Origin of the sequence: Streptomyces violaceoruber (assembly GCF_033406955.1) — a bacterium.
Taxonomy (GTDB): Bacteria; Actinomycetota; Actinomycetes; order Streptomycetales; family Streptomycetaceae; genus Streptomyces; species Streptomyces violaceoruber.
The window spans coordinates 2,011,327-2,025,980 of sequence record NZ_CP137734.1 but is presented as its reverse complement, the minus strand read 5'-3'; the positions used below and the strand labels follow the sequence as shown (position 1 = coordinate 2,025,980).

General features: G+C 71.4%; 15 protein-coding genes and 1 pseudogene. 11 read left to right on the top strand and 5 right to left on the bottom strand.

Going from position 1 to position 14,654, the window contains the following annotated elements:
* Positions 1-105: 105 nt before the first annotated feature.
* The gene (locus R2E43_RS08790) at positions 106-834 is read right to left on the bottom strand and encodes an SDR family oxidoreductase (RefSeq protein WP_003973092.1); all 729 of its coding nucleotides are present in this window, start codon (positions 832-834) and stop codon (positions 106-108) included.
* Between the two features lie 69 nt (positions 835-903).
* On the opposite strand from R2E43_RS08790, the pseudogene R2E43_RS08785 reads away from it, so the two are divergent.
* Positions 904-1,326, top strand: a pseudogene (locus tag R2E43_RS08785) (NUDIX hydrolase); the annotation flags it as partial.
* Positions 1,327-1,368: 42 nt separating this feature from the next.
* Entirely contained in the window at positions 1,369-2,028 is a 660-nt protein-coding gene (locus tag R2E43_RS08780) for an MSMEG_1061 family FMN-dependent PPOX-type flavoprotein (protein WP_030864028.1), read from the top strand.
* Between the two features lie 182 nt (positions 2,029-2,210).
* On the opposite strand, the gene R2E43_RS08775 is transcribed toward R2E43_RS08780, so the two are convergent.
* The gene (locus R2E43_RS08775; RefSeq protein ID WP_332056078.1) at positions 2,211-3,644 is read right to left on the bottom strand and encodes an endo-1,4-beta-xylanase; all 1,434 of its coding nucleotides are present in this window, start codon (positions 3,642-3,644) and stop codon (positions 2,211-2,213) included.
* Positions 3,645-4,034: 390 nt separating this feature from the next.
* On the opposite strand from R2E43_RS08775, the gene R2E43_RS08770 reads away from it, so the two are divergent.
* Entirely contained in the window at positions 4,035-5,462 is a 1,428-nt protein-coding gene (locus R2E43_RS08770) for a non-reducing end alpha-L-arabinofuranosidase family hydrolase (protein WP_003973089.1), read from the top strand.
* On the opposite strand, the gene R2E43_RS08765 is transcribed toward R2E43_RS08770, so the two are convergent.
* Positions 5,446-6,621 (bottom strand): PP2C family serine/threonine-protein phosphatase, encoded by a 1,176-nt coding sequence (locus tag R2E43_RS08765; protein ID WP_011030542.1) that lies wholly within the window; start codon positions 6,619-6,621, stop codon positions 5,446-5,448. The two genes, R2E43_RS08770 and R2E43_RS08765, sit on opposite strands and share 17 nt — an antisense overlap.
* Before the next feature lie 185 nt (positions 6,622-6,806).
* Here R2E43_RS08765 and R2E43_RS08760 point away from each other — a divergent pair, with 185 nt between their 5' ends.
* Together R2E43_RS08760 and R2E43_RS08755 are read left to right on the top strand one after the other, a co-directional pair.
* Complete coding sequence (locus tag R2E43_RS08760) at positions 6,807-7,451, top strand: RNA polymerase sigma factor (protein ID WP_003973087.1); 645 nt, start codon at positions 6,807-6,809, stop codon at positions 7,449-7,451.
* A 77-nt stretch (positions 7,452-7,528) separates the two neighbouring features.
* Complete coding sequence (locus tag R2E43_RS08755; protein ID WP_030864035.1) at positions 7,529-8,341, top strand: hypothetical protein; 813 nt, start codon at positions 7,529-7,531, stop codon at positions 8,339-8,341.
* A gap of 159 nt (positions 8,342-8,500) precedes the next feature.
* Here R2E43_RS08755 and R2E43_RS08750 read toward each other — a convergent pair whose 3' ends face one another.
* Complete coding sequence (locus R2E43_RS08750; RefSeq protein ID WP_011030546.1) at positions 8,501-8,869, bottom strand: protein-tyrosine phosphatase family protein; 369 nt, start codon at positions 8,867-8,869, stop codon at positions 8,501-8,503.
* Entirely contained in the window at positions 8,866-9,474 is a 609-nt protein-coding gene (locus R2E43_RS08745; protein WP_078653026.1) for an MBL fold metallo-hydrolase, read from the bottom strand. The genes R2E43_RS08750 and R2E43_RS08745 overlap by 4 nt, the downstream gene beginning before the upstream one ends.
* A gap of 77 nt (positions 9,475-9,551) precedes the next feature.
* On the opposite strand from R2E43_RS08745, the gene R2E43_RS08740 reads away from it, so the two are divergent.
* The 6 genes from R2E43_RS08740 to R2E43_RS08715 all read left to right on the top strand — a co-directional run bounded on the left by R2E43_RS08740 (position 9,552) and on the right by R2E43_RS08715 (position 14,650).
* A complete protein-coding gene (locus R2E43_RS08740) occupies positions 9,552-9,980 on the top strand; it encodes a peptidylprolyl isomerase (protein ID WP_234328608.1) in 429 nt (142 codons plus the stop codon).
* A 47-nt stretch (positions 9,981-10,027) separates the two neighbouring features.
* Complete coding sequence (locus R2E43_RS08735) at positions 10,028-10,687, top strand: RraA family protein (protein WP_011030549.1); 660 nt, start codon at positions 10,028-10,030, stop codon at positions 10,685-10,687.
* Positions 10,684-11,832, top strand: a complete 1,149-nt coding sequence (locus tag R2E43_RS08730; protein WP_011030550.1) for a pyridoxal phosphate-dependent aminotransferase — start codon at positions 10,684-10,686, stop codon at positions 11,830-11,832. Before R2E43_RS08735 ends, R2E43_RS08730 begins: the two co-directional genes overlap by 4 nt.
* Before the next feature lie 82 nt (positions 11,833-11,914).
* The gene (locus tag R2E43_RS08725) at positions 11,915-12,532 is read left to right on the top strand and encodes a TetR/AcrR family transcriptional regulator (RefSeq protein WP_011030551.1); all 618 of its coding nucleotides are present in this window, start codon (positions 11,915-11,917) and stop codon (positions 12,530-12,532) included.
* A gap of 191 nt (positions 12,533-12,723) precedes the next feature.
* A complete protein-coding gene (locus tag R2E43_RS08720) occupies positions 12,724-13,509 on the top strand; it encodes an alpha/beta fold hydrolase (protein WP_030864043.1) in 786 nt (261 codons plus the stop codon).
* On the top strand, positions 13,502-14,650 hold the full coding sequence (locus R2E43_RS08715) for a DUF3500 domain-containing protein (RefSeq protein ID WP_030864045.1): 1,149 nt from the start codon (positions 13,502-13,504) through the stop codon (positions 14,648-14,650). Before R2E43_RS08720 ends, R2E43_RS08715 begins: the two co-directional genes overlap by 8 nt.
* The last annotated feature ends 4 nt before the right edge of the window (positions 14,651-14,654 follow it).

Sequence of the window (14,654 nt, the reverse complement as noted above, 5' to 3'; positions counted from 1 at the left end):
CCCACGGAGGGGCTCATCCACCTGCCCTTCCGTCGGGCCACAGCTTCAGGCCCGACGTAGGGGGAGGGGCGACTCGGAACCCGGCGTCCCGCTCGCGAAGGTCGGTCAGACCTGTTCGAAGTGGAACGCCTTGATGAAGCAGTCCCGGGGTTGGGCGACGGCGAAGAGGATGCACTCCACGAGGGACTGCGCGGTGAGGGCGTCCTCGGCTTCGCGTGAAGTGGTCGCCCACTCCTCGGAGAGCGGGTCGGCGTTGTCGAAGTCGGGCGGGTAGAGCGAGATCACCCGGACTCCTTGGGCGCGCAGGCGCTTGGAGAGGATTTCGGTGAACCCTGCCTGGGCGCTCTTGGCCGCGTAGAAGGCGTCGTGTGCGTCCGAGCGGTGGTGGCCCGGTGTTCCGCAGGCGGAGACCATCGTCACGACGTCGGGTGTGTCCGAGTTGAGCAGGAGGGGGAGGAAACTCCTCGTGGTCAGGACCGTGCCGGTGGCTCCGGAGGCGATGGTGTCCACGACGTCGGCGTCGGTTGCCGACAGCAGGTCCGGCCCGGTGAGGTAGCGGGAGCCGTTGTTGACGAGTACGTCGACGCGGTCGGTGTGTTCCGCGACGCCGGAGGCGAAGTCGCGGATCGAGGCGGGATCCGTCAGGTCGCAGGCGAAGGCGTGCACCCGCTGGTGACCGCGGTCGCGGATCTCGTCGCGGACCCGTTGGGCGGCGGCGAGCCGGCGTGCCGAGAGGAAGACCTCGGCACCGAGGTCCGCGAGGCGGATGGCCAGGGTTCGTCCGAAGTCCCGGCCGGCGGCCGTGATGACGACGCGGTGGTTGTCCCATCTCATGGTGTCGTTCCCCAGTCGCCGTTTCGTGGATCGGGTGGTGCCGTGCACCGCGTCTCTACGCTATCGGTCATGGTCGCTCACGAACGGTCGTTCACGGTCAATGATGATGTTGAGGTACCCAACCCCGGTGCGGACGAGGTCTGGACCGTCGGCGCGGTCATCCTCAATCGGGAAGGTCGTGCCTTTGCCCAGAAGCGGAGCCGGGACCGTCGCCTGTTCCCCGGGGCCTGGGACATCGTGGGCGGTCATGTCGAGGAGGGCGAGACGCTTCTGGAGGCACTCGCGCGTGAAGTCGAGGAGGAGACCGGCTGGCGCCTGACCCGTGTGCGGCGGTTCCTCGGCACCACGACCTGGACGGGGGACGACGGCGGCGGCCTGCGTCACGAGGCCGACTACCTGGTCGAGGTGGACGGCGACCTGGACCGCCCGAGGCTGGAATGGTCCAAGCACTCCGCCTACGACTGGTTCGGCCCCGGCGATCTCACCCGCCTCAAGGAGAACCGCGGACCAGGGGAGTACCTGATCCACGACCTCATAGCCGGTGCCGTTGCCGACTCGCTTTTCGACTTGCTCCGGGCGGACGCCCTCACCAGCCCGGACCGACTGCGCGAGCTCTACCCGCAGCCGAACCCGAACTCGCTGCGCAAGGAGACCGACCGCCTGACCGAGGAGACCCGGGCGCTGATCGGCTGTTCCTCACTGGTGTTCATCGGCAGCGCGGACCGCGAGGGCCGGGCGGACGTGACGCCACGTGGCGGCCCGGCCGGGTTCGTCTCGGTGCTGGACGAGCAGACCCTGGTGATCCCCGACGCGACCGGCAACAAACGGCTCGACACCCTGCACAACGTGCTGGAGACCGGACGCCTGGGGCTGCTCTTCCTCGTCCCCGGCCGCCCGACCACGCTGCGGATCAACGGACGCGCCTGTGTTTCGGCCCGCCCGGAGCTGCTCGCCCGCCTCACTCCCGTCGGAAAGCCGCCGGTCACCGCGCTGGTGGTGCAGGTCGAGCAGGTGTATCCGCACTGCCCGAAGTCACTGATGCGCGCCGACGCCTGGCGACCCGAGCAGTGGCTGCCCGCCGACGCCCAGCCGAGCAGCGCCGAGGTGACCCTTGCGCAGCTGAACCTGCCCGGCCTGACCCTGGACCGGATCGAGGACGCCGAACGGGAGTCGCTGCGCCTGCGGTACGAATGACGGCGACGAGTCGATGAGCGCCGATTAGCCGATGAGCCGATGAGCCGATGAGACCGACGAGACCCGACGGGATCCGATGAGACCCGACGGGACCCGACGGGTCGGCGTCCGCGGCGAGCAGACCGGTCGCGAGGGTCACCGCCCGCACGGCGGCGACCCTCGCGAGCGTCAGTACTGTCCGGTCAGGTGCGGGTCCAGCGTTGGTTGCTGCCGTTGGAGCAGGTGTACAGCTGGATCAGGGTGCCGTTGGCCGTGCCGTTCCCGACGGCGTCGAGGCAGAGGCCGGACTGGACGCCGACGACGGACCCGTCGGAGTTGAGGCGCCACTTCTGGTTGTCGCCGCCCCAGCAGCTGTAGATCTGGACCTTGGAGCCGTTGCTGGTGCCTGCGGCGTCCAGGCACTTGTCGCCGTACACCCTGAGCTCGCCCGCGTCAGTGGCGGCCCACTGCTGGTTGGTGCCGCTGTGGCAGTCCCACAGCTGGAGCTGGGTGCCGTCGGAGGTGCTGGCGTCGGGCACGTCGAGGCAGCGGCCCGAACCGACGCCCTTGATCTGTCCCCCGTCCGCGGGGGGCTCCGAGGAGTCGCCGCCGTTGAGTGCGTCGAGGACGGCGGTGTACGCGGCCTTCTTGCTGCCGTCGTTGTTGAACAGCAACGGCGTCTGCTCCGACCGCCAGGAGTCGCTGTCGCGCACACCCCAGACGGTGATGCCGAGGCAGCGCGAGACGGCCAGGCAGTCGTTGGTCACGTTGGCGTAGGTCGAGGCCGGGGCGCCCTGGATGTCCAGCTCGGTGATGGCCACGTCGACGCCGAGGGCGGCGAAGTTCTGCAGTGTGGTGCGGAAGTTGCTGTTGTAGGGGCTGCCGCTGTTGAAGTGCGACTGGAAGCCGACGCAGTCGATCGGCACGCCGCGCTGCTTGAAGTCCCGCACCATGTTGTACATGGCCTGGGTCTTGGCCCAGGTCCAGTTCTCGACGTTGTAGTCGTTGTAGCAGAGCTTGGCGGACGGGTCGGCGGCGCGCGCGGTGCGGAAGGCGACCTCGATCCAGTCGTTGCCGCTGCGTTGCAGGTTGGAGTCCCGCCGCGCTCCCGAACTGCCGTCGGCGAAGGCCTCGTTCACGACGTCCCACTGGACGATCTTGCCCTTGTAGTGGGCCATCACGCCGTTGATGTGGTCGATCATCGCCTGGCGCAGCGCGCTGCCGCTGAGGCTCTGCATCCAGCCGGGCTGCTGGGAGTGCCAGGCCAGGGTGTGGCCGCGCACCTGCTTGTTGTTCTGCACCGCCCAGTTGTAGACGCGGTCGGCGGAGCTGAAGTTGAACTGGCCCCGCTGCGGTTCGGTGGCGTCGATCTTCATCTCGTTCTCGGCCGTCACCATGTTGAACTCACGGCCCGCGATCGACGTGTACGTCGAGTCGCTCAGCCTGCCCGAGGCGATGGCGGTGCCGAAGTAGCGGCCGCTCTGCGCCGCCGCGGCGCCGAGCGTGCTCTCGGCGGCGTGTGCCCCCGGCGGCGCGATCAGTGCGGTGGCCGTGCCGAGTACGCCGACGACCAGCGCCAGCAGCAGGACGCGAATGCTCCTGCGGACACCTGATCTGGGAAGGGCGTAGGAGCCCATGACTGTGCCTCCAAAGTAGTGGTCACGGAAGGACTGGAGCGCAGGGAAGTCAGACAGGAATGATTGAGGTGTTGACGATGCTCGGTCAATACTTGGCGCCGGAAAAGTTTCAGTTATTGTGCGAAAGTTTCGAAATCGAGTGCGTCGGGCCTGATCTGCGAGGTCGTGAGCCGTCACGGGACGGCCTGCCGTGTGACGTGCGGCATCGAGTAGATCGCCTCTCCTGAATGTTTCGCGGTGGCGGCGATACATGCGAGAGGTATTGACGGCGTTCGCCGGTTCTCTATGATGCGGAGCGCTCGACTCTTCGACCGCTGTTCGATATTGCGAACATGTCGTGTCGCTCTCCATCCCGGCAAGGAACCACCCACCCAAGTCGAGGGAGTTCCCATGCACAGAGGAAGTCTCAGCCGCGGGCACACGTCCGCGGTACTCGCCGCCGTGGTCGCGGCCCTGGCCGCGCTGGCGGCGCTGCTCGTCGCCACCGCCCCCGCTCAGGCGGCCGGCAGCGGCGCCCTGCGCGGTGCCGGTTCGAACCGGTGTCTCGACGTGCTGGGCGGCAGCCAGGACGACGGCGCGCTCCTGCAGCTGTACGACTGCTGGGGCGGCACCAACCAGCAGTGGACGTCGACGGACACCGGCCGGCTCACCGTGTACGGCGACAAGTGCCTGGATGTTCCGGGGCACGCCACCGCGCCCGGTACCCGGGTGCAGATCTGGTCCTGCTCCGGCGGAGCGAACCAGCAGTGGCGGGTGAACTCCGACGGCACGGTCGTCGGTGTGGAGTCCGGGCTGTGCCTGGAGGCCGCGGGCGCCGGCACGGCCAACGGCACGGCGGTGCAGCTCTGGACGTGCAACGGCGGCGGCAACCAGAAGTGGACCGGTCTGACCGGTACGCCGCCGACGGACGGCACGTGTGCGCTTCCGTCGACGTACCGGTGGTCCTCGACGGGGGTTCTGGCACAGCCGAAGAGCGGATGGGTCGCGCTGAAGGACTTCACCACGGTGACGCACAACGGCAGGCACCTGGTCTACGGGTCGACCTCGTCGGGGTCGTCGTACGGCTCGATGGTGTTCAGCCCCTTCACCAACTGGTCGGACATGGCGTCGGCCGGACAGAACGCGATGAACCAGGCCGCGGTGGCGCCCACGCTGTTCTACTTCGCGCCCAAGAACATCTGGGTGCTGGCGTACCAGTGGGGCTCGTGGCCGTTCATCTACCGCACGTCGAGCGACCCCACCGACCCCAACGGCTGGTCCGCTCCGCAGCCGCTGTTCACCGGGAGCATCTCCGGCTCCGACACCGGCCCGATCGATCAGACCCTGATCGCCGACGGCCAGAACATGTACCTGTTCTTCGCCGGTGACAACGGCAAGATCTACCGGGCGAGCATGCCGATCGGGAACTTCCCGGGCAACTTCGGTTCCTCGTACACGACGATCATGAGCGACACGAAGGCCAACCTGTTCGAGGGCGTACAGGTCTACAAGGTCCAGGGCCAGAACCAGTACCTGATGATCGTCGAGGCGATGGGCGCGAACGGGCGCTACTTCCGCTCCTTCACGGCCTCCAGTCTGAGCGGCTCGTGGACCCCGCAGGCCGCCAGTGAGGGCAACCCCTTCGCGGGCAAGGCCAACAGCGGGGCCACCTGGACCAACGACATCAGCCACGGCGACCTGGTCCGCGACAACCCCGACCAGACCATGACCGTCGACCCCTGCAACCTGCAGTTCCTCTACCAGGGCAAGTCCCCGAACGCGGGCGGGGACTACAACTCGCTGCCGTGGCGGCCGGGAGTCCTCACCCTGCGGCGCTGACCTCTCCGACGGACGGTGACCGCATGCGGTGCGGCGAGCGGCGTACGGTGAGTACCGCCAAGTCGTCCTGCTGCGGTCCCTCCGTGAAGGCGTGGACGTCGTCGACGAGTGCGTGGGTGAGCCGGCCCGCGGTGATGTCGACGTGCCCGGCGAGGCGGGTCTCCAGCGGGTAGAAGGCGCCGGCGGGGGAGCGGGCCTCGGTGAGACCGTCGGTGCACAGCAGCAGCGTCGCCCCGGCGGGGAAGGGGAACCAGGACACCGTGCGCGGCTCGTCGACGAGGTCTGCCAGGCCGAGCGGCGCATGCTCCGTCCCGGCGCCCACGGCGGTGACGGTCCCGTCGTGCAGCAGGTAGGGCGGGATGTGGCCGCACGTGACCAGCTGGGTCTCGGCGCCGGTGTCCACCCCCAGGACGACGGCGGTGACGAACCGTTCCGGCTCACCGCGCTGTTCCGCGTAGCCGTTGTGCCGGACCACCGCCGCCTCGAGCGAGTCCACGAGCGCGGTGACCGTCGGCTCGCGGTGGGCGGCCTCACGGAAGGCACCGACCACGTCGATGGCCATGCCGATGGCGGGGAGTCCCTTGCCCTGGACGTCGCCGATCAGTACCCGGGTGCCCCAGGGGGTGGCCGCCACGTCGTAGATGTCGCCCCCGACGAGCTTGTCCTGCTGCACCGGCTCGTACACGCCGTCCACGAGCACGTCGTCGGTGAGCAGCGGCAGCGGGCGCAGGATCTGCCGCTGCATGGCGGCGGCGGTCGACCGCAGACGCACCAGCGTTCCCTCGCGCGTGATGCGCAGCCAGGATCCGTAGACGGCCAGCGCACCGAAGCCGAGGGCGAACAGGGCCAGGGTCACCCGGTCGGCGAGCTGCTCCGTGGACAGGGCCACGGGCACGATGACGACGATGCTCACCCAGGCGGAGACGAGCGTGGTCTGGCGCGGGGTGCACAGCGCGGAGGCGAACGCGGGCAGGAAGACGAGCAGCCCGATCAGGAGCACGGCGGTCCCGGTCACCGCACCGAGGACGACCGTCACCACCGTCGCCGCGACCGTCACCAGTGCGACAACGCGCGTGGGGGGCGTGCGGATCGAGATGCCGTCGCCCTGGTCCGCACCGTCCTCCGCAGGGGCCGGCGCCGCACGCGACGGACGGGACATGCGGGCAACCTCCAGTGGCGGCGTGATCGGGCGGTGCGGGTGCCGCATGCGGCGGCAGACGGGCGCCCCCGATCATCCAATCCGGTCGAAATGCCGGAGGGAGGCTGGCCGTACCCGTGCCGAAGTGAGTCCACCCGGGTGATTCCGGCGGGAACCTTCGGCCGGCTGCCGGACATGGACAGGGTATGGAACTGAACGACGCCGGTCCTGCCGTACCGGTCGGCGGGGTGTCCGACCGGGAGCTGTGGGCGAGGGCCGCCGACGGCGATCGCGAGGCCTTCGGCCGGATCTTCGACCGTCACGGGAAGGCCGTCTACAACCACCTCTTCCGGCGGACGGCCGACTGGTCCGAGGCCGAGGACCTCACGTCCACGGTGTTCCTGCACGCCTGGCGGCGGCGGGCGGACACGGTGCTCGACCGCGACTCGGCGCTGCCGTGGCTGCTGGGCATCGCCAACGGCCAGTTGTCGAACACCAGGCGGCGGCTGAGACGGGCCGAGGCGCTGCTGCACCGGCTCGTCTCGCACGAGGAGTCGGTGGGCGACCACGCGGACCGCGTCGCCGGGCGGATCGACGACGAGCGCCGTATGTCGGAGATCCACCGGGCGCTGGCCCGGCTGCCGCGGCACGAACGCGAGGTCGTCGAGCTCTGTGTCTGGTCGGGCCTCGACCAGCAGGCGGCCGCGGCGGTGCTCAAGGTGGCGGTGGGAACCGTGAAGTCCCGACTGCACCGGGCGCGGCGCAGGCTGGGGGCCGACCTCGGCGGAGCCGCGGCCCCGCCGCCGTTCAGTTCCAGGAATCCCGTCAACGAGAAGGAGGTCGCACGATGAACGACCCGCAGGGCGTTCCCGCGGCTCCTTCCGATCGTGATCTGCCGAACCACCGGCGGACCCGAGAGGAACTACTGATGAAGATCGGTCCAGAGAACAACGGGACCCCGTCGCGGCGCAGATGGGCGATCAGGTGGGGCGTGCCGCTCGGTGTCGCCACCGGTGTGACGGCGATGAGCGTCGCGGCCGTGGTCGTGCTCGGCGGATCGGGGAGCGCCGGACCGGGTGCCGCCGACCCCGCACACGGCGGCGCAGACCCGGCCAACTCCACTCCGGCACCGAGTCCGAGCGCGTCGTCCTCGCCCGGCGGGACCTCGCCCGAGGCCGACTTCACCGTCACCGACGCGACCACGACCCCGATCGACGCCGGTACCGCCACCCGGATCCTCTCCTCCTGCCTCGGGGCGGACGCGTCGCGGTACCACGCCGTCGTCGCGGTCCGTACGCCCCTCGCCACCGAGGACTGGGACGGCGTGGTCGTCGCCGTCGACTCCGCGGGCCAGTACGTGCAGTGCCAGTCGAAGGGCGACAAGGGCACCAGCCAGGACTCGCCGCCCACCTTCATCAACGACCGCCTGTGGGGCACCGGCCGGATCGTCGAGTACTTCGACTCCATGCTCATGCCCGCCGGGGAGGGGAAGTACCTCAGCCTGGGCGCCGGACACTACTCGTCCGACGTCGCCAAGATCACCGTCAGCTACGGGGAGGACCCGAAGCAGTACCCGGCCCGCATGGCCGACGGCGCGTTCGTCTACGGGGCCGCGCTCTCGCCGGACACGCCCCCCGGCCCGCGCTACACGGGCCCGAGCCCCTACGTCCATGCCTACGACGCGTCGGGCCGGGAGATCTACAACCAGGCCGAGGACCCGAAGTTCACCGACGAGCAGTAGGGCTGCCGTCCTGGCCCCGCGGGGAGATCCGGCGGAAGAACTCCGGTGTCCAGGCGTGCTGTTCCTCGGTGTCCGGCACCCTCGCGCGCCGAGCGCGCCGCACGGCGGCCCAGGCGGGCTCGGGTGCCGAGCCCTCCAGCATCATCAGGCAGACCGCGATCAGGGAGGACCTGCCGATGCCGCGGCGGCAGTGCGCGACGACATGGGCTCCCGTCCGCAACCCTCGGTCAGCTCCCGCAGCGGCGGGAGTACCGCGGGCACGGACGGGACCGTGAAGTCGGGGACGGGCAGGGCGACGAACCGCAGCCCGGCGGCCTCGGCGAGGCGGGGCTCGTCGGTGAGTCCCAGGTCGGCGCGCTCCGCCTCGGGGAGGGCGCAGACGACCACGTCGACGCCGGCGTCGCGCAGGGCCGCCATGTCGCCGGCCAGGTGCGCGCCGCCGCGAGGCCGTGCCATGGTGCGCAGTCGGCCCGGCCGGTGCGGACGGTCGACGGTGTGGAGGACGGGGCCGGACGGCTCGGGCGTCACGCGGACACTCCCGGCGCGAGCCAGCGGTAGCGACCACCGCACTCGTCGGTGAGCCAGCCGTTCAGGCTGCTCAGGCCGCGCTCGTTGACCTGGCCGTCGTGGATGCCGAAGGCCCGTTCCGGGTCGGCGGCGCGGACGAAGTCGATGGCCTCGTCCGTCTTCATCCACGACCCCTGAAGGGGGACCAGCAGGGTCTCCACCGGCCGGTCGGGCAGGTGGAGGGAGTCCCCGGGGTGGTAGAGGCGGTCGTCCACGAGGTAGCCCAGGTTCGCGCAGTCCGGGCGATCGCCGTAGATGCGCGCGTGCCGTCCGCCCCGGGGGGTCACCCGGAATCCGGCCGCGGTGAATTCCTCGCCGGCGACGACACCGTTGAAGTCCAGTCCCGGGAGCCGTGCCGACTTGGGGGCGTAGACGGGCACGTCCAGGCCCTTCAGCCGCAACAGGTCGACATGGTCGTTGTGTTCATGCGTGACCAGGACCGCGTCCGCGCCGGCGAGCGCCTCGGGCTCGCTCCACACACCGGGATCGATAACCAGCGTGCCGCCCTCGTGCTCCAGGCGGACGCAGGAATGGACGTACTTGGTAATCCGCACCCAGGTGAGCATAGCCCGAGGGATGCGCGGGGCACCTTCGGGCAGTGGCCGAAAACGTCCTCCGCGGTGGCCCTGAAGGGCCCGACCCCTTGACCGGAACCACCGGCCGCGGCGGCTTCTGCGACGGCACCGTCTTCCACCGCCGAGTGCCCGGGTTCGTCGTCCGGGGCGGCGACCGGCTGGGGACCGGGCACGGCAGCGCCGGATACCGGATATCCGACGAGATCCGCCCCGACCAGGGCTTCGAGCAGCCCTTCCCGCTCGCCATGGCGAACCTCGGCCGGGACAGCACCGGCCCGCAGTTCTTCATCACGCTCGCACCGGCGCCCCGGCTGAACGGGCAGTACACGATCTTCGGGCAGGTGGCGGACGAGCGGTCCCAGGACGTGGTCCGCGCCATCGCCGCGGCACCGACGGCGGTCCGGCTGGACCGGGTGACGATCGCGGCCGACCAGCGCTCTCGACGACGCCGGGCATTGTGGCCGGGCGGTGGGACGGCTATGGTCACTCTTATCTGAGAGAGTCACCTCATTTAAGATGTGCATCATGAGAGGGGAGTGTCATCGTGTTCATTGCTGCGGCGACGGACGGCGTGTCCGTCGCTCCGAGCTGGGACCGCGCTGCCGCGGCCGACACGCGCCGTCTGGGGGAGGTGCCGGCCGCCCACGTCGGCGACGCGCTGGAGCGGATGACCGTCATGGACGGCGGCATCCGGCTGCTCACCGAACGCGCCGCCCTCCTGGGCAACGCCCTCACGGTGGACGTGCGCTCGGGCGACAACCTCGCCGTCCACCGGGCGCTCGACGAGGCCAGGCCGGGCGACGTCCTGGTCGTCAACGGCCACGGGGACACGACCCGCGCGCTGGTCGGCGACCTCATCGGCGAGATCATGGTGAACACCGGGGTCACCGGCGCCGTGGTCGACGGCGCGGTCCGCGACGTACGGGCCCTGTCCGAGATGGGCCTGACCGTGTACGCGCGGGCGATCACCCCCGCCGGGCCCTTCAAGGACGGGCCCGGAGCCGTCGGACGCCCGGTGGCCGTCGGCGGCATGGTGGTGGAGGCCGGCGACGTGCTCGTCGGTGACGCCGACGGCGTGGTCGTCGTACCGCGGCGACGCGTGCGCGAGGCCGTGGAAGCGGTCGGCGGAGTCGCCGAGAAGGAGGACGCGCTCCGCGGGCGCATCCTCGCCGCGCGCCCCGACCGCGCGGTGGTGGCCCGATGATCGCCACCCCGCCGGCCTCCCGGATCGCGGAACTGCGCCGCCGTTCGCGCCGCCCGGCCCTCGCTCCGGCCCCGCCGGGGGCCGTCTCCCTGGCCATGGGCGAGCCGGACTTCCCGACCCCGCCGACGGTGGTCCAGGCGGCGGTGTCGGCCCTGCGCGAGGGGCACACCCACTACGCCGACCAGCGGGGCCTGCGGGAGCTGCGCGCCGCGCTCGCGGCGAGGCTGCCGGAGCGTCCCGGCGGGGCGTGGGACGCGGACGACGTGCTGGTCACCCACGGTGCCACCGCCGCGCTGGCGGCGGTCGTACTCGCGACGGTCGGCCCCGGCGACCGGGTGGTCGTCCCGGAGCCCGCCTACTCGCTCTACGCCGACCTGGTCGTCCTCGCCGGCGGCACCGTGGACTTCGTCCCGCTCGCCCCGGACCTGCACTGGGACCTCGACGCGCTGGCCGCCGCGCTCCCCGGCGCCGCGATGATGATCTTCTCGAACCCGTCGAACCCGACCGGCATCGTGCACCGCAGGGAGGAACTCGAGGCCCTCGGCAAGCTCCTCGACGGCACCGACGTCCTGGTCGTCAGCGACGAGGCGTACCACCGGCTGGCCTACCCGGGCCACGAACCGGTCTCGGCGCTGGAGATCGAGTCGCTGCGCGGGCGGACGGTGTACGTGCAGACGTTCTCCAAGACGTACGCGATGACCGGCTGGCGGGTGGGGTACCTGACGGGGCCGCGTGAGGTGCTGGACGCGGCGGCACAGGTGCACCGGACCTGGAACGGCTCGCTGAACACGGCGGTCCAGCACGCGGCCCTGGCCGCCCTGGACCTGCCGGACGGCGTGGTCGGGGCCATGGCCGACCGGTACCGGCAGCGTCGCGATCTCGTCGTCGGGCGGCTGTCCGGCGTGCCCGGACTGCACCTGGTGCCGCCGGAGGGCGCGTTCTACGGGTTCCTGCGCTACGACGCGGACCGGCCCTCGGAAATGGTCGCGCGCGAACTCGCCGCGTGTCAGGTGCTCGTCCGGGCCGGTGCCGAGTACGGGCCCTCGGGCGAGGGCCACCTCCGGATCTCGTTCGCGGCCTCCGAGGACGACCTGTGGGTCGGGCTGGAGCGGATCGTCCGCTACTTCGCGGAGGCGCGCTCCTGAGGGCCGCGCGCGGCACCTCGGCCGGGGCCGGTACCCCAAAGCGATACCCTTTGCCTGCACTTCTGTGAGGCGGAGGACGCCCGTGACCGATCAGCAGGCCGCCCCGCGCGGGCGGCGCAAGCCGCGCAGCGACACCCGGCGCAACCACCGCCGCCTCCTCCAGGCCGTCGGTGAACTGGCCCGGGAGGCGCCCGACCGGCTCACCATGCAGGCGGTCGCGTCCCGCGCGGAGATCGGTCCGGCCACCGCGTACCGCTACTACTCCTCGGTCGACGACGTGCTGGCGGCCTACGTGCTCAGCGTCGTCGAGCAGCTCCGCGACTTCAGCCTCGCCTCGTCCGCGCAGGGGCGGCCGCTGTTCGACGCCCTCGTGGACAAGTGGGTCGACCTGCTCGCCGAGCACGGCCCGGCGCTGGTGCAGCTGCGGTCCCGCCGGGGCTACCTGGAGCGGCTGCACGACGGCAACGAGATCATCGTCGCGCTGCGGGACGCCTGGAGCGAGCCCGTGCGCGGACTGCTCGACGACGTCGGCCTGCCGGACGGGATGCTCGAACACGCCCTGTTCCTCAGCAACATGATCTTCGACCCCCGGGAGATCCAGGACCTGCTGCGGGAGACGGGTCTGTCCCGCCGTGAGGTCATCGCCCGGCTGACCGAGGCGTACTGCGGCGCGCTGCGCGGGTGGGTGCGGGCGGGCTGACCGCCCCACCCCCTACCCCGGTATCACTCCGCTTTGGCTCCCGGGTATGACGCCCGGCGGGTAGCCGTCCGCCCACTCTGCATCTCGTCGTAAGGCACCGCCGCACCCGCGTCGGGGCCTTCCTTCAGGCGGCCCATGAAGTGATAGAAGAATCTCAAATAAGATCTATATCTCTCCAATGGAGGTCAGTGATGACCAAGCACCGGCAAGAGACCGTACGAGCGGGCGAACTCGACGTCGGGTTCCTCGACAGCGGCGACGGTGTGCCGCTCCTGCTCGTCCACGGCGGGGAGAGCGACCGCACGCAGTTCGCCACCCTCCGCGCGGGACTGGGCGCGGGGATCAGGGCGATCTCGTACGACCAGCGCGACTCCGGGATCACCGTGAACCCGCCGGTTCCCTACACGCCCGAGGTCCTCGCCGACGACCTCGTCGACCTGCTGGACGCGCTGGGGCTCGCACGGACGCACCTGCTGGGCACCTCCTTCGGCGGCGCCGTCGCCCAGCACGCCGCACGCCGGCACCCCGAACGGGTGGCGTCCCTCGTGCTGGTCGCCACCACGCCGAGCTACGCGATGGGCAGCGCGGCGATCGACGAACTCCTGGAGATGTCCCACGAGGACCGGCAGCAGGCGGCCGCGGACTTCTTCTTCACGCCGGAGGGCCAGGCCGGGCAGCGTGCCCGCCCGGCCGGGACGCTCACCCGCCGCACCCCCGAGCAGAGCGTCCGCCGCCACGACGCCGCCCGCCGGCACGAGATACGGGACGGCCTCGGGGACATCACCGCACCCACCCTGATCGTGCACGGCACGCAGGACCGGCTGGCGCCCTACGAGGGCGCCCTCCTGATGGAACGGCGCATCCCGAACGCAGAGCTGTGCCCGATCGAGGGCGGACGCCACGGGATCGCGGTGGAGTTCGCGGACACCGTCGCCCACCGGGTGCGCGAGTTCCTCGGGGTCGAGGGTCATGGCTGACGCCGCCCGCGACGTCGCGGACCGGATGGCCGAGGCCGCCCGGGCGTGGCTGGACTCCCTGGACGCCGGCCGGCGCGGGGCAGCGGCCGGACCGGCACCGGACCCGGGCACTCCGGGCGAGGCCGAGGGCGAACGCACCCGCTGGTACTACACGCCCACGGACCACGGCGGCCTGACCCTCCACCAGCAGCGCCCGGCCCAGCAGCGCCTGGCCATGCGCCTGGTCGCGAGCGGGCTGTCCGACGCGGGATACGTCACCGTCGCCACCGTGCTCGGCCTGGAGAACGTGCTCGACCACGTCGAGGGCTTCTCGGTGAACTGGGGCCGGGAGCGGACCCGCGACCCCGGCATGTACTACCTGCGCGTCTTCGGCGAGCCCGGCGGGCCGCGGCCGTGGGGCTGGCGGTTCGGCGGCCACCACGTCTCGCTCAACAACCTCGTCGTGGACGGGCGCGTCGTCGCCACCACCCCCTGCTTCCTGGGCGCCGACCCCGCCGCCTCGCCCCTCCTGGGCGGCTCGGCGCTGCGCCCGCTGGGGACGGCCGAGGACCTGGCGCGCGAACTGGTCCGCTCCCTGCGCCCCGAGGCCGCCGCCCGCGCGACACTGCTGCCCCGCGCCCCGAACGACATCGTGGCGGGCAACAGCGCCCGCGTCGGCGACCGCGTGATCAGGCGCGGCGAACTCTGGCGTCCCGGCACCCACATCCCGGACCGCGCCGAGCAGCCGTCCACCGGACTCGACGGTGACGAACGGCGGGCGCTGGCCCTCACCCCGGCGCCCAAGGGCGTATCCGGCGCCGAACTCGACTCCCTCCAGAGGGAGTTGCTGCGCGCACTGCTCGGTGCCTACCTCGGCCGCGTCCCGGACGGGGTGTCCCCCCTGCCCCGCTACGACGACCCCGCGGCACTGGACGCCGTACACCTCGCCTGGGCCGGTCCGACCGCGCCGGGCGAGCCGCACTACTACCGGCTCCAGGGCCCCCGGCTGCTCATCGAGTGGACCAACGTCCACCGCGGCGCCAACCACGCCCACGCCGTGTGGCGGGACCCGGAAACCGACTTCGGCGGCGACGTCCTGGCCACCCACCACGCCGCCCACCACGCGGCCCGCCACGCCGCCCACCACCCGAACGGAATGTGACTGA

What these genes read in the sequence shown, in the direction of transcription:
- R2E43_RS08775 (WP_332056078.1), bottom strand. Translation starts at nt 3,644, where the DNA reads ATGGGCTCCTACGCCCTTCCCAGATCAGGTGTCCGCAGGAGCATTCGC.
- R2E43_RS08755 (WP_030864035.1), top strand. Translation starts at nt 7,529, where the DNA reads ATGAAGATCGGTCCAGAGAACAACGGGACCCCGTCGCGGCGCAGATGG.
- R2E43_RS08770 (WP_003973089.1), top strand. Translation starts at nt 4,035, where the DNA reads ATGCACAGAGGAAGTCTCAGCCGCGGGCACACGTCCGCGGTACTCGCC.
- R2E43_RS08790 (WP_003973092.1), bottom strand. Translation starts at nt 834, where the DNA reads ATGAGATGGGACAACCACCGCGTCGTCATCACGGCCGCCGGCCGGGAC.
- R2E43_RS08720 (WP_030864043.1), top strand. Translation starts at nt 12,724, where the DNA reads ATGACCAAGCACCGGCAAGAGACCGTACGAGCGGGCGAACTCGACGTC.
- R2E43_RS08715 (WP_030864045.1), top strand. Translation starts at nt 13,502, where the DNA reads ATGGCTGACGCCGCCCGCGACGTCGCGGACCGGATGGCCGAGGCCGCC.
- R2E43_RS08760 (WP_003973087.1), top strand. Translation starts at nt 6,807, where the DNA reads ATGGAACTGAACGACGCCGGTCCTGCCGTACCGGTCGGCGGGGTGTCC.
- R2E43_RS08745 (WP_078653026.1), bottom strand. Translation starts at nt 9,474, where the DNA reads ATGCTCACCTGGGTGCGGATTACCAAGTACGTCCATTCCTGCGTCCGC.
- R2E43_RS08765 (WP_011030542.1), bottom strand. Translation starts at nt 6,621, where the DNA reads ATGTCCCGTCCGTCGCGTGCGGCGCCGGCCCCTGCGGAGGACGGTGCG.
- R2E43_RS08730 (WP_011030550.1), top strand. Translation starts at nt 10,684, where the DNA reads ATGATCGCCACCCCGCCGGCCTCCCGGATCGCGGAACTGCGCCGCCGT.